Genomic DNA, 12,668 nt, shown 5'->3' on the forward strand with positions numbered 1-12,668 from the left:
GCCTGCTGCGACTTCAAAGCAGCGCCTCGACCAGTTTCGCTGTGTCCAGGTCTTCATAGGCCGTGGTCAGCCTCAGATGATTAATGACGTTGATTTCCCACCCATAATTGACCACCGGCGTGGTCAGCCAGCCGATATAGACGCCCCAGACCAGAGTGCGCCGATATTCTTCCCAGGCATCGTCGAAGGACGGGCGTTCCATGACGCCTTCCTGACCCAGCCGGTCCAGATAATAAGCGAGGAGGTCGCGTTCATGCGTCCGCCTGTCGCCGATCGATAGGCCGGTCGTGATGATGTAGTTGACGTCATGCATCGCATGGCCGCGCACCGTCAGTTGCCAGTCGAGCAAGCCCGCCGTCCCGTCGGGCAGGCTATAGGTGTTGCCGAGATGGGTGTCGCCGTGCAGCAGCGTCTGGGGCAGGGTGGATTGATGCCGCTGCACCGCCTGCACGCCCGCGAGCAGGCGGTCGGGCGTGGTGCGCAGGCGCTGAACCAGTTCGCGCTTGAAATTTTCGGTCTCGACCTCATGCGCGATATAGGCCGGCGCAAGCTCGTTCATCATCGTGGCGACGCCGCCCCTGATATGGCTTTCGACCCAGCGCAAATCCTTTTCGAAACGGGGAGATTGCCAGAATCCCGCGTGCAAGCGGGCCAATTGATCGAGCAGCGGCCGAATATCGTCCGGGCCGGTGCGCATCGTGACATTGGGGAAACGGGCGCCGCGGGCGGTCAGATCCTCCAGCAACAGACCGAAATGGGTCGTCGACGGATTGAAGTCGCCGCCAAAGCAGCGCGGCGCTTCGATGTCGAGTTCCGGCCGGATGCCGACGTAAAGCGCCACCTCATTGGCGTAGAAGGGCGCCATGATCTGATCGACTGCGCGGGTCAGTTTCAGCACCAGTCGCGTGGGAAGATCCGCGCGCCCGCCGGGGGCATAATCGACTTCGATCACCACCCGTCCGGCGGTCGACACCATCTGTTCGCCATAGGTCTTGGCGTCGACGATCCGGACCCCATCGACCCGCGCATCGACCATGGTCGTGGCCATGAGGGCGTTGATATAATCGACAGTGATGCCAGCCGTCGAGGTTGGATGATCCAGAGGCATGTCGGTCCTTTCCTCTGCCAGCGCCATTTTTTTGTTATGCCGAGCGGCAGCACAGGTGGCGAGGCCTTTTGCACGGCGATTCCCTGTCGGGCGCGCCGGAAGTCGTGCGAAGAGATCGCAGAGCTTTCCGAGGCGGTATGAAAGTGTCGCGCTGGCAGGAACCCTATCCGAATATAGGTTTCTTGATCCGCCATGCGCCCAGTCTGGGGCAAACGAGCCTGAAGGGTCTAGGAGAGAAGAGATGCGCGCAGCCGCCTTGGAATTGCTCAACCGCACGATGGACGAGCAGCTCAAGCGATCGGAACATCCATCCGATTTCCCGGCCTTGCCGCCCATTCCAGCGGGTCGCTATACCGATCCGCGGTTTGAAGCTCTCGAGAGGGAAGGGGTCTGGAACCGGAGCTGGCTGCTGGCCGGCATCGCATCGGAACTGGCGGAGCCCGGCTCTTATCGCCTGTTCCAGCATCTGGACCGCTCCATCATCATTTCGCGCGGCAAGGATGGACGAATCCGCGCATTCCACAATGCCTGCCGTCACCGCGGCTCACCGCTTCTGCTCGAACCCAAGGGGCGGGCGATGCGCTTCATCTGCCCTTATCATGCCTGGGGCTATGATCTGGACGGGGCGCTGAAGTCGGTCCCCAGCCAGCATGACTTCGCCTGCCTGAACAAGGCTGACAATGGTCTTACAGAAGTCAGGTGCGATACCTATCAGGGCTTCATATTCATCAACTTCGATGATGACGCCGAGCCTTTGCTTGATTTTCTGGGCGAATTCGTGGCGCTGACCGAGGGATATCCGCTCGACCGGATGGTGGTCAAAGATCATTTCACCATAGAAATGTCCTGCAACTGGAAGATCGCCTATCATAATTTTCTCGAAATCTATCATGTCAATACGGTCCATCCCACGACGCTCGCCCCCCATCTGGATTCGCGCAGTTTCGTGATCGCTCTCTATGAAGGCGGCCATATGCGGTTCGGGACGCGCAAGAAGGGAGGGGAGTCGCTGTTCGCGACGCCACCGGTGCGGCCGGACGACATCGCGCAGGTGTTTCTCGAAAACACCATCGCCTTGCCGACATTTCCCAATACCTTCTTCTCCCTCGACCCGGTGGGCTTCAACCTGCAATGTTTCTGGCCTGCGGGTCCGGATCGGTCGATCATGGAAGTGCGGCAGATGGGTTGGGAATCCGACAGCGAGGCTGACAGGGACTATTGGCAGGGCATGCGCAAGGCGACCGAACATATCCTGTCGGAGGACTTGTGCCTGTTCGAAAACATCCAGCAATCGCTCAGAAACGGCGCGATCCCGTCGATCTGGGCCGGCTATCAGGAACGCGCGCTCTATTGGTTCGAGGAAGAGATCGACCGCCGCATCGGGGCGGAGCGCGTGCCGGCCGACCTTCGGGTAGACCCGCGCATCGCATCTTTCATGGCGCCCCGAAGCGCATGATCGGGCGCCGTTGACGAAAAAAGCGGCGACTTCAGTATCTTCTTTGCATCGCGTCGTCGCGCCGAACACTCGTCGGGATAACAGGATCCAAGCCAGGATTCGATCTGCGGGAGAGTGGTATGAACAATCACTGCGTCGTTGACGGTAGCGAGGCGATCGAGATCGTGTGGCCGCTTGGTCAGCGCGAGCGCGTGGCGACCGTCTTTGCAGATCGTCTGGACGACCTTTCGGGCAAGGCCAATGCCAAGATCTGGTCGTGGATGTGGGGTGGCGATGTTGCGTTTGCGGTTATTCGCGAAGAACTGAAACGCCGTTATCCCGACATGACGATCATTCCCTAAACTGGGTTCGGCAACATTCACGGGCCCGATGAAAACGCCGTGGCCGCTGGTTTGGGCGATGAGCTTGAGCGGCGGGCAAGGCGCCACGCATCCGCTAAAACCCGAGAGTTCTGCCGCATCCTGCCGGTCGATAGGGCTGCCTGCCCACGCCAAGGTGGAAAGCCCGCATATCGTCTGAATGCGGAGCAGGCCGGCAGGGAGAGGATAATGTTTTTTCCTGCCGAAGCCATGCGCCACGGAGGCCCAGTGATGGCCAAAGCGTTGAGGGAGAGCAATATCATGGTGAAAGTCGGCACGAGCGAGCGACCGGATTGGCCCCTGGCGGTCGTCGTCGGAGCAGGCGGCATGGGCATGGCCGTCGCCCGCCGCCTGGGACAAAGTCATCGGATCCTGCTGGCGGACAGGAATCTGGACCACGCGACCAGCATGGCCGCAGCGATGTGGGGCGACGGCTACGACGCGCAGGCCATCGCCTGCGACGTGACGGACCAGACGCAGGTTGACGCGCTGGCGGCGGCCGCGAAGCAGGCTGGGAATGTCCGCACGCTAGCCAATGTCGTGGGCCTGTCCCCCAGCATGGGCGATTTTCGCACCCTCATTGCTGTCAACATCGTGGGCGCTACACGTATTGCCGAAGCATTCCTGCCGATCTTGGAAAGCGGCGGGTGCGCGATCTACATCTCGTCCATGGCCGGCCATATGAAGCCGCTGTCGCCAGAGGTTCAGGCTTTGCTTGATGCGCCGCTTCTGGAAGGAATGATCGACAAGTTGGAGGAGCTGGTGGGGGCGGAAGAGGCGACTTCGTCGAACGCCTATCTCCTCTCCAAGGCATCGCTCAATCGCATGTGCAAGCGTCGGGCCAAGGAATTCGGCAGGCGAGGCGTCCGGATCGTATCGCTGTCGCCGGGGTTGATCGCAACCCCGATGGGCGCGCTGGAATTCGAAAAGCAGCCCATGAAATACAACCTGCTGGCGGCGACGCCGATCGAACGGGAGGGGACCATGTTGGAAATCGCCAACGTCGTGGAGTTCCTGGCGTCTGACAAGGCCTCCTTCATTTCGGGCACCGACATTCTGGTCGATGGCGGCCTGACAGGGACGTTGCAGCACGGCGACAAGGCGTGATCCCTGCCGCAGGCGGTGAGCAGGCGGCGGAACAGGCAGGTCCGCTGCCCAGCCGCAATCGCCGTCTGGTGGTTCTCGCGCTCACGACGCTGGTCTATTTCTTCTATCTGCTCGATCGCAACGCGATCATCGTCACGCAGGAATTGTTCAAGGCTGAATTCGGGCTGACCGACACGCAGGTCGGGCTTGCCACGGGAATCCTTTACGGCGTCGCCTATGCCGTCGTGGGCATCCCGATCGGCTGGATGATCCAGCGGACGCATCGGGTCAGGCTGCTCGCGTCGCTGGTGGCGATATGGAGCGGCGTGACCGTGCTGTGCGGCATGGCGACGCAGTTCTGGCACCTCGCCGCAGCGCGTGTCCTGGTCGGCGCGGCGGAATCGGGCGGCGCGCCGGTGTCGCTCTCGATCCTGCATCCCCTGTTCGGCAAGGAAAAGCGCGCGACCGTCTCCAGCCTGTTCTTCGCTGGCGCAGGATTGGGCGTGATCGTCAGTTTCATGGCCGGTGGGTATATCGCCACACACTATGGCTGGCGGTCGGTCTTTTTCATTTACGGGGCGCCGGGTCTTGTGCTGGCGCTGGCGATATTGCTGATCATTCCCGAACCGCCGCGCGCAGCGACGCGGCAGCATGACGGCACCGGGATGATGCGCGATGTCTGGGCACTGCTCAAGGACAGGCGCCTGCGGCCCGTCTATGTTGGCTCCATCCTCTTTTCGTCCGTGAATGCGGGGATTGGCGCCTGGCTCGTATCTTTCCTGATGCGGGTGCATGAACTGACCTTGCCGCAGGCGGGCGCCGCCGTGGCGCTGGGGCTGGGCGTGTTCGGCACGGCTGGCAGCCTGACGCTGGCGGTCATCGCCGACAAGGCGGAGGCGCGCCGGCCCGGCGGACTGCTGCTGGTGATCGCGCTTTGCGCCATAGCCAACGGTGTGGCCGCCATCGCTGCGGTGGCGGCGGGAACGACGCTGGTCGCCATGATCGCGCTCAGCCTCTGGGGGATTACGGCGATCGCCTATTCCGGTCCCAGCAACGCCGCGATCGGAGAAATGGCGCCGCCGCATCTGACCGGCGTCGCCTTCAGTCTGTTCGCCGTCTTGTGCAACCTGATCGGGTCGGGTCTGGGGCCGTTGCTCGTAGGCCGGATATCCGACATCTACCTTCCCACCATGGGCTCGGACAGCCTGCGGCCCGCGATGGCCATTCTTGCGGGTTTACAGGTCTTGGCGGCAGCCGCCTATCTTGTCGCAATGAGCCGCTGGCGGCGGTCAGTAACAGAAAAAAGCATCGAGAAGGGATAAGTTATGGCAAAGGAGCTGGACGGCAAAGCCACGTTGATCACAGGCGCGGCAGCGGGAATCGGCAAGGCCGCGGCAGAGCTTTTCGCGCGGGAAGGCGCACGACTGATGCTTTCGGACGTGAATGGCGATGGCGTCGAAGCCGTCGCCGCCGACTTGCGAAGCCAGGGGTTCGAAGCGCAGGCAATGGCCACCGACGTGACCAGCGAGGCGGATGTCGCCGCCCTCGTGGCCGCCACGGTCAAGGCTTATGGCAGGCTGGATTGCGCCTTCAACAACGCGGGCATCGGCCATACGCCATTATCGCTGCTCGACGTCGACGCCGCGATGTTCAACCGTTATCTCGCCGTCAACCTGACCGGCGTGTTGTGGTGTATGCAGCATGAAATCCGCCAGATGCTGCAGCAGGGCGGCGGCACGATCGTGAATACCGCGTCGCTGGCGGGTCTGGCCGCCACGCCCAGGATGATTCCCTACACCGCCTCCAAATTCGGACTGATCGGCATAACCAGAAGCGCTGCGAGCGAATTCGCATCGAAGTCCATCCGCATCAACGCGGTCTGCCCGACTTCGACAGATACCGAAGGCATGCGTGATTTCATCGCGGATCAGGGGATCGCGCCTGATCGCATGTTCGGGCCGATGGGCCGGATGGGAACGCCTCTCGAAATAGCGGAGGCGGCGCTGTGGCTTCTCTCCGACCGGGCGTCCTTCATCACCGGGCAGGCGCTGGTCGCCAGTGGCGGTTCATCGGGGCAAACCGCCTGATTTCACCCTGACTGGTTGCAGGTCGTCTGAAGTCGAGCGAAAAATCTTCTGATGTCGAAGCCGCATTTGCAATGCCGTGATCGAAAATGACACAATGGGAGTGTGGTCCATGAATGATGTGCTCAAGATGGGTTATGAAGTTGTCAACGACATGCTTGGCCCGGAAGCGGTGGCGGGCATGAAGGCCGCCGCGGACAGCGACGAGTTCGGCGGGGAGATTGGCGAACTGGCGGTGCAATATGCCTTCGGCACGCTGTGGTCCCGGGAAGGCCTCGGACGGCGGGAGCGCAGTCTGGTCACATTGGGCATATTGATCGCCCTGCGCGCTACGGAGGAACTTCATTATCATTTTCCTATCGCGTTGAAAAATGGCGTGACCCGCAAGGAACTGGAAGAGGTCGTCTACCATGCCAGCGGCTATGCGGGCTTTCCCGCGGCGGCCAGCGCCCGTCAGATAGCAAGGCAGATATTGGACAAGGCGGGCTGAAAGGCGACCTGTCCCCACGCAACGACGAAGCCGGGGCGACTTTCATCCGGTTTTCGCGCCGTCCGGGGCAGGGCCGTGGTGGTCGCACGGATCGCCCTTGACGGCTGATGATCCAAGCGGGGTAAAGCGCAGACATCCGGCCCGCCGGTGACGATGTTGAGCACGCCTCTGGGCGGGCCGATCTCGTTCGCGATTTCGCCGAACAGCAATGCCGAGAAGGGGATAAAGGGGGACGGCCTGAGCACCAGCGTGTTGCCCACGAGCAGCGCGGGAACGGTTTTCGCCAGGTTGATGAGGAAGGGGAAATTATAGCCCGTAATGTCGGCGATCACGCCCACCGGCTCGCGGACCACGGCGGTCCCGCCAATCTTCTTGGGTCCGTCGGGATTGAACGGGTCCGGGGTGATGTCGACCGGCAGGCGGACGCTGTCGTCGCGCGTCGAATGATCCAGCGCCACGAGCAGGTGATCGAGCGGATTGGCGACCTGCATGCCGGGTCAAAAGACCCTGCGATGCGAAAAGACAACGCAGCACGGATGAGGCAAGGCCGAGGCCCGACAGCTTCTGGTTGAGGCTGTTGCCGCGCACCTTGTAGGTGAAACCCAGATAGCGATGTTCGCGCAGGTTCGCGCCGACGCCTGGCGCATCGACACGCACCTCAATCCCAAGCCTTTCAAGCAACTGGCGGGGGCCGATGCCGGACAGTTGCTGCAATTTGGGGCTTTGCACGGCGCCCGCGCTGACGATGACCTCGCCCCGCCCGTAGACTTGCTGATCGCCCGCTTTGGCCGGCCCGGTCCATCATTCCCCCAGCAGCGTCCAGCTGTGCAGATCCTCACCCGCCACGAAGAAGCGTTCGTTCATCGGCAATCCGTTCTGGCCCCAATGATCCATGTTCGCCACCCACGCCTGGATGCCATACATCACCCAGCGCGGGATCTGTTCGTTCCAGATCGTGTCGAGGTCGATCACGTTGGTCGCGCCTTCCTTGATCAGGCAGTCGCGATAATGCGCGATCAGGTCGCGATGGCTATGACGCCGTTCTTCGATCGTCAGCGAACCGACCGTGAAATAGGTCAGGTCGCGCCAAGGACGTCCGCGCCGTCCCAGTTGCCAGTCGACCCACATGCGTTCGCCATTGGGAAGCATATATGTGTTCCCCTGGTGGCAATCGCCCAGGATGATGCAATAAGGCGCATCGAAAGCCCGTTCGAAGTCCACCAGCCGGTCATAGGCGCGCTCCACCCGACGGGGATCGTCGAGATAATGTTGGGGAGCGATCGCGCGGAAATTGGGGTCTTTCAGATTTTCGCCGATCCAGTGCCACATGATGCGGACCTGATCATAATCGACAGGGATATGCATGGACGTCGGCAGCCAGGGCGCGGCGTCGGGCGTGATCAGCGGGCTGTCCCACAGACCGGCATGGAGTTTTGCAAGGTCGGCGAGCGCGCTCGCCACGCCGTCTACGCCCGCATGTTGAGTCGAATGGCCGAATTTCCCGCCACGTTCGTTCAGATCCTCCAGCACGATGACGCCCCTTGCGGAACCATCATCATCCCAGTCGGCATAATAGCAGGTGGCGGTGTTTGCCGTCATTTCGCTCGTGAGGAAATGATAGAAGCGGGCCTCCAGCGCGTGGATGTCGACATTGTCGAACATGCCGGACCAGTTCGATTTGATGCACAGGTTGCGGGGCAGCCCTGCGGCCTTGCCCGCATCGTTCCATTCGACGGCGACGCGCAGCTTGGTCGTATGGCTGTCGAACAGTTGCACCACCTCCATGGATTGGGCGACGACTCCCGGATATTTATGGGCCATGAGCGAACCCAGCCATTCCGCATCCGGCGTGAACCGCCCATGCGGCAGGGGCGTTGTCCGCGCCGGATAGGGCCGTGCCACGAGATGGCGGTCGATGACGGCATCGGGTTCGGCTTCGGCGGCATTCATGATGGGATTCCTCTCTTTAAACTGGTTGGATATTCTTTGGCCGCCGGGGCGGGGCAGGTTTGGGACGCATAATCGCCGTCAGGGGACATGCGACGGCAGGATCGGGCTAACAGGTCAGTTGCCCCCCATCGACGACCAGCGTCTGTCCGGTGATGTAGGATGCGGCCGGCGAGGCGAGATACAGGACGGCGACGGCAATGTCGGCTGGCTGGCCGACCCTGCCGACGGGCGGCATGAACTTGGCGATCTGTTCGGGCGGAAAGACCGGACCGGTAGAAGTCATCTGGCCGGGCGTCTGGGTATTGCCGGGACAGACCGCGTTGACGGTGATGCCTTCCGCCGCCGTTTCCATGGCGACCGACCGTGTCAGGCCCGCGACGCCCGCCTTTGACGTGGCGTAGGCGAGCAGGCTAGGCGCTGTCGCATGAAAGGCGCTGTTCGATGCGATGTTGACGATCCGACCTTTCGTGCCATCGGCGCGCATGATCCGAACCGCCTCACGACAGGCAATGAAGGGACCGCGCAAATTGACATCCATCATGCGATCGAAAAAGGCGCTGCTGGTGTTCTGCAGGAAATTGCGGTCCTGTAATCCGGCGCAATTGACCAAGATGTCGAGCCGCCCGAATTCGGCGCGGGCGGCGTCCAGCCCGGCGATGATCGCCGCTTCGTCAGCCATGTCCATCACATAGGCCGAAGCGCGCAAGCCGGCGGCATTGATCCGGTCGGCCGCCGCGCCGACCGCATCCGCCTGAATATCGGTCAGGGCGACGGCCGCGCCCGCATTGGCCAGCATAAGGGCGATGCCCTCTCCCATGCCCTGGGCGGCCCCGGTGACAACCGCCACCTTTCCCTCCAGCCCGAACAGCGCGGCATAATCCAGCGGCATCGACCTCTCCTGTCATTTGTGGCGATCCGGCCATGACGGGCGCGTGATCTCACCTGTCGGGTGGTGGGGGGCGTGGCGGGCCAGCATTTTATCAAGGCCTGTTCGATATTCCCGCAGGCACGCACTGTTGCTGGAAACCGAACTGCCTGACCGGGTGCGGGACTGGAATGCGCAACTGGGCGACCTCACCTGGAGCACGGTCGACTGGATGACCCACCAGTCCAGCCTGAATGGCGAGCGGGCGCGGATTGATGCGGACGCCCGTTGCCGGGCGGTGATCGCGCTGGAGGACCCCGGCGTTTACAACTGGCTTGATCCGGGCGGCAATCGTCAGCGCGCCATCATGCTCCGCTGGACGGAGGCATCCAGCGGGCCTCCACCGAGCCTGCGCACCGTGCGCCTCGATTCACTGTGCGATGCCTTGCCCCGCGATACGCCGATGGTCGACGCTATGGAGTGGGAGAAGAGCCTGCGTCAGCGGCGCACCGCGTTCCAGATGCGGCGGCGCTGGTAGGACATTCTGCCAGCGTTGCTGCAAATCGGCCCTTTTCCGTTCAGAAATGGACGCCCAGCGCCGACACCGTGCCCAGATCCTCGCCAGCGACATAGATGCGCTCGACGATATGCGCGCCTTTCTGCCCCCATTCGTCCATGTTCGCCAGCCATGACTGCATGGCATAAGGCGGCCAGCGCCGGTAATATTCCCAAAGCGTGTCGTCGTCCGGCACGCCCTGGGCGCCCGTTTCGACGAGGCAGCGGCGATAGTGGCGCAGCAATTCGCGGTCGTTGGCGCGACGTTCCTCGATCGTCAACGCGCCAAGGATGAAATAGGTGAAGTCGCGGATCGGCCTGCCCTTGCGCACCAACTGCCAGTCCAGCCAGACACGCTCGCCATTGGGGCGGACATAGCTGTTGCCCTGATGGCTGTCGCCATGGACCAGGCACCAGGGCCCCTGCTCCTTGGTCTGCGCGAAATCGATAAGCGCGTCGAACACCCTGTGCAGTCGGGACAGGTCATTCTTGATCCAGCCGGGCAGGAAGGACTGATAGTCAGGCCGTGCGTGGTTCTGCTCGGCAAAGCTGTACATCATGTTCAACTGCTGGACATCGACCGGGTTCGCCATCGAGACCGGCAGCCAGTCCGCTGCATGAAGGGTCGGGCTGTCCCAGAAGGCGCCATGTATCCTGGCAAGGCTGGCTATCGCCCGCGCGGCTTCCTCCACGCCCATATGATCGGTGCTGATGCCGAAATGGCCGCCTTCGATCGACAGGTCCTCCATGACGACCAGCCCTTGGCCGCTGTCCGGCCGCGGGTCCCAGGCCTCGAAGAAGGACAGGGGCGCGGGGAAGGCGACATGGCGGCGGAAATCTTCGTAGAAACGGGCTTCAAGGCGACAGATGCCCTGACTGTCGAATTGCGCCCAATTCGCCTTCAGGCAGACATTTTCGGGAATGCCTGCCGCCTTGCCGACGTCGTTGAGGGTCAGCCTGACCTGATATTTGGTCGTGTGGCTGTTGCGCAGGAACACCTCGTCCATCGCTTCGACCACGATGCCCGGATAGCGCGCCTGCATGATCCGCGTCAGCCATTGCGGCGTGACGTCCTCCAGCCTGGCGGGAATGCCGACCGGATTCGGCATGGTCGTCATCCGGTCGCCCTTATTTCATTTTCTTGAGTTCGCGCGACGCCCGCTTTGCCGCGATGCGTCCCGCAATGCCGGACACGCCGCCGCCAGGATGCGCCCCCGCGCCGCCGATCAGGAAGCCGGGGAAGGGCGGCTTGGGGCCGCCAAAGCCGGTTGCCGGCCGGTGCACCCCGGACCGCAGCGCGCCGAAGTCGATATGGGTGACGCAGCCGTTGGTGACATTCAGGCGCTTTTCGCGCTCACGCGCCGTCTCGACGAAGCGGCCGACCTCGGTGTCGAAGCCATCGTAAAATTCGCCCAGATGGTTGAGGATCGAGGACATGGTCTTGTCCTTGAGCGCGGGCGACCAGCCTTCGCGGGCATCGACGGCCATGCCCGGCAGGTAGATATAGGCGAGCGATCCGCCCGGAGGCGCCTGCGTCGGGTCGGAATTGGACAGCGGGCTGAGCGAGACCGCGTGGCGATCCGGAATGTCGCCGCGACGGGCCGCGGCGAACGCCTCGCGCACCTCCTCCGGCGTGCCGACCAGCCCGACCGCCTTGTTCAGATCGGCGTCGTCATGGCGCATGTCCTGATGCTTCTTGAGCGTCAGCGGACCCGACATGGCGACATTGGCCAGGAACGGCGCCGCGTTGGAGCGGTTCGCGGGCGCATGTTCGATCCGCTGCATCAGCGTCCGGGGCACGCCGCCGGGCGTCGTCAGCCGCATCGCGGTGCGCGGATCGCAGGTGGCGATCACCATCTTGGACCGGATGACCCGACCGTCCTCCAGCCGCACGCCCCTGGCGGCGCCATCCTCCACCAGGATTTCCGCGACGCCGGCGTTGAGTTGGATCGTCGCGCCCGACGCCTCGATACTGCGGGCGAGGGCGTCGGAAAAGGACTGAAGGCTGCCGATCGGCTTGCCTGTGCCATATTTATGCGTGACGGCGAAGATCATATAGGCTGCCGCGTTGCCATCGTCGTCGATCGGCCCTGCGCCAGCGGCGATGCCCAGCAGCAGGGCGATGGTCGCAGGATGTTCGAACCGTTCGCAGGCAATCTGGTCCGCCGTCGCTTTCGACATCGCGATCAGTTCGTCCTTCAGGCGCACGTTGCGAACGGCGCTGCCGATCATTTTCGACAGGTTGCCGACGTCCGGTCGCCCGGGCTCCGCCATCATCAGCGGGAAGCCGATGTCCATCATGACGTTCAGCGTCTTCATGAACTCCAGATAGGCTTTGCCGTCATTGCGGTTGATCCGCGCGATATCGTCCGCCGTGCGATGATAATCATAGAAAAGCGCGATCGAGCTGCCGTCCGGATGAAGATAGGCATAGGTCGGATCGGGATCGACCGTGCGCAGGCCATATTTGTGCAGTTCGAAATCTTCGATGATGCCGGATTTGCGAGCGAACAACAATTCGACCGCGCAGGGCGTGACCAGATGGTCCGGCGCCTCGGGAATCATATAGCCAGAGCTGGTCATGCCGCCAACCTTGGCCATGCGCTCGACCACCACGACCTTCTTGCCTTCGCGGGCCAGATAGCCGGCGGCGGCCATGCCATTATGTCCCGCACCGATGACGACGACGTCGACCTGATCCGTCATGCTCAATAT

13 protein-coding genes and 1 pseudogene are annotated in these 12,668 nt (G+C 62.6%); 7 read left to right on the plus strand and 7 right to left on the minus strand.

Annotation, left to right across the window (positions count from 1 at the left end):
- Positions 1 to 13 precede the first annotated feature (13 nt).
- Positions 14 to 1,108, minus strand: coding sequence for a phosphotransferase (locus GGR44_RS09670; RefSeq protein ID WP_183955384.1), 1,095 nt, complete (start codon positions 1,106 to 1,108; stop codon positions 14 to 16).
- 241 nt (positions 1,109 to 1,349) lie between these two features.
- Between GGR44_RS09670 and GGR44_RS09675 the strand changes: the two genes are divergently transcribed.
- The 6 genes from GGR44_RS09675 to GGR44_RS09700 all read left to right on the plus strand — a co-directional run bounded on the left by GGR44_RS09675 (position 1,350) and on the right by GGR44_RS09700 (position 6,583).
- Positions 1,350 to 2,564, plus strand: coding sequence for an aromatic ring-hydroxylating oxygenase subunit alpha (locus tag GGR44_RS09675; RefSeq protein ID WP_183955385.1), 1,215 nt, complete (start codon positions 1,350 to 1,352; stop codon positions 2,562 to 2,564).
- Positions 2,565 to 2,683: 119 nt separating this feature from the next.
- Positions 2,684 to 2,905: a hypothetical protein gene (locus GGR44_RS09680; protein WP_183955386.1), complete on the plus strand. Its 222-nt coding sequence runs from the start codon at positions 2,684 to 2,686 to the stop codon at positions 2,903 to 2,905.
- A gap of 51 nt (positions 2,906 to 2,956) precedes the next feature.
- Entirely contained in the window at positions 2,957 to 4,030 is a 1,074-nt protein-coding gene (locus GGR44_RS09685) for an SDR family oxidoreductase (protein ID WP_183955387.1), read from the plus strand.
- Positions 4,027 to 5,331 carry an MFS transporter gene (locus tag GGR44_RS09690; protein ID WP_183955388.1) on the plus strand — a complete coding sequence of 435 codons (1,305 nt, stop codon included), beginning with the start codon at positions 4,027 to 4,029 and terminating at the stop codon, positions 5,329 to 5,331. The genes GGR44_RS09685 and GGR44_RS09690 overlap by 4 nt, the downstream gene beginning before the upstream one ends.
- 3 nt (positions 5,332 to 5,334) lie before the next feature.
- Complete coding sequence (locus tag GGR44_RS09695; protein WP_183955389.1) at positions 5,335 to 6,096, plus strand: glucose 1-dehydrogenase; 762 nt, start codon at positions 5,335 to 5,337, stop codon at positions 6,094 to 6,096.
- A gap of 109 nt (positions 6,097 to 6,205) precedes the next feature.
- Complete coding sequence (locus GGR44_RS09700) at positions 6,206 to 6,583, plus strand: carboxymuconolactone decarboxylase family protein (RefSeq protein WP_183955390.1); 378 nt, start codon at positions 6,206 to 6,208, stop codon at positions 6,581 to 6,583.
- Here GGR44_RS09700 and GGR44_RS09705 read toward each other — a convergent pair.
- From GGR44_RS09705 to GGR44_RS09720, 4 genes and pseudogenes are all read right to left on the minus strand, one after another.
- Positions 6,547 to 7,074, minus strand: coding sequence for an aldehyde dehydrogenase family protein (locus GGR44_RS09705; protein ID WP_246344510.1), 528 nt, complete (start codon positions 7,072 to 7,074; stop codon positions 6,547 to 6,549). The two genes, GGR44_RS09700 and GGR44_RS09705, sit on opposite strands and share 37 nt — an antisense overlap.
- 133 nt (positions 7,075 to 7,207) lie before the next feature.
- A pseudogene (locus GGR44_RS17095) lies at positions 7,208 to 7,348 on the minus strand (GMC family oxidoreductase N-terminal domain-containing protein); the annotation flags it as partial.
- 36 nt (positions 7,349 to 7,384) lie between these two features.
- Positions 7,385 to 8,533, minus strand: coding sequence for a protein kinase family protein (locus GGR44_RS09715; RefSeq protein ID WP_183955391.1), 1,149 nt, complete (start codon positions 8,531 to 8,533; stop codon positions 7,385 to 7,387).
- Between the two features lie 106 nt (positions 8,534 to 8,639).
- On the minus strand, positions 8,640 to 9,422 hold the full coding sequence (locus GGR44_RS09720) for an SDR family NAD(P)-dependent oxidoreductase (RefSeq protein ID WP_183955392.1): 783 nt from the start codon (positions 9,420 to 9,422) through the stop codon (positions 8,640 to 8,642).
- A 127-nt stretch (positions 9,423 to 9,549) separates the two neighbouring features.
- On the opposite strand from GGR44_RS09720, the gene GGR44_RS09725 reads away from it, so the two are divergent.
- On the plus strand, positions 9,550 to 9,936 hold the full coding sequence (locus tag GGR44_RS09725) for a hypothetical protein (RefSeq protein WP_183955393.1): 387 nt from the start codon (positions 9,550 to 9,552) through the stop codon (positions 9,934 to 9,936).
- A gap of 40 nt (positions 9,937 to 9,976) precedes the next feature.
- Here GGR44_RS09725 and GGR44_RS09730 read toward each other — a convergent pair whose 3' ends face one another.
- Positions 9,977 to 11,071: a phosphotransferase gene (locus GGR44_RS09730; RefSeq protein WP_183955394.1), complete on the minus strand. Its 1,095-nt coding sequence runs from the start codon at positions 11,069 to 11,071 to the stop codon at positions 9,977 to 9,979.
- A 10-nt stretch (positions 11,072 to 11,081) separates the two neighbouring features.
- A complete protein-coding gene (locus GGR44_RS09735) occupies positions 11,082 to 12,659 on the minus strand; it encodes a phytoene desaturase family protein (RefSeq protein ID WP_183955395.1) in 1,578 nt (525 codons plus the stop codon).
- Between the last annotated feature and the right edge of the window lie 9 nt (positions 12,660 to 12,668).

Origin of the sequence: Sphingobium fontiphilum (genome assembly GCF_014196635.1) — a bacterium.
Taxonomy (GTDB): Bacteria; Pseudomonadota; Alphaproteobacteria; order Sphingomonadales; family Sphingomonadaceae; genus Sphingobium; species Sphingobium fontiphilum.

Coding starts and splice junctions, on each gene's coding strand:
- GGR44_RS09670 (WP_183955384.1), bottom strand. CDS start 1,108: ATGCCTCTGGATCATCCAACCTCGACGGCTGGCATCACTGTCGATTAT.
- GGR44_RS09675 (WP_183955385.1), top strand. CDS start 1,350: ATGCGCGCAGCCGCCTTGGAATTGCTCAACCGCACGATGGACGAGCAG.
- GGR44_RS09680 (WP_183955386.1), top strand. CDS start 2,684: ATGAACAATCACTGCGTCGTTGACGGTAGCGAGGCGATCGAGATCGTG.
- GGR44_RS09695 (WP_183955389.1), top strand. CDS start 5,335: ATGGCAAAGGAGCTGGACGGCAAAGCCACGTTGATCACAGGCGCGGCA.
- GGR44_RS09700 (WP_183955390.1), top strand. CDS start 6,206: ATGAATGATGTGCTCAAGATGGGTTATGAAGTTGTCAACGACATGCTT.
- GGR44_RS09705 (WP_246344510.1), bottom strand. CDS start 7,074: ATGCAGGTCGCCAATCCGCTCGATCACCTGCTCGTGGCGCTGGATCAT.
- GGR44_RS09715 (WP_183955391.1), bottom strand. CDS start 8,533: ATGAATGCCGCCGAAGCCGAACCCGATGCCGTCATCGACCGCCATCTC.
- GGR44_RS09720 (WP_183955392.1), bottom strand. CDS start 9,422: ATGCCGCTGGATTATGCCGCGCTGTTCGGGCTGGAGGGAAAGGTGGCG.
- GGR44_RS09730 (WP_183955394.1), bottom strand. CDS start 11,071: ATGACGACCATGCCGAATCCGGTCGGCATTCCCGCCAGGCTGGAGGAC.
- GGR44_RS09735 (WP_183955395.1), bottom strand. CDS start 12,659: ATGACGGATCAGGTCGACGTCGTCGTCATCGGTGCGGGACATAATGGC.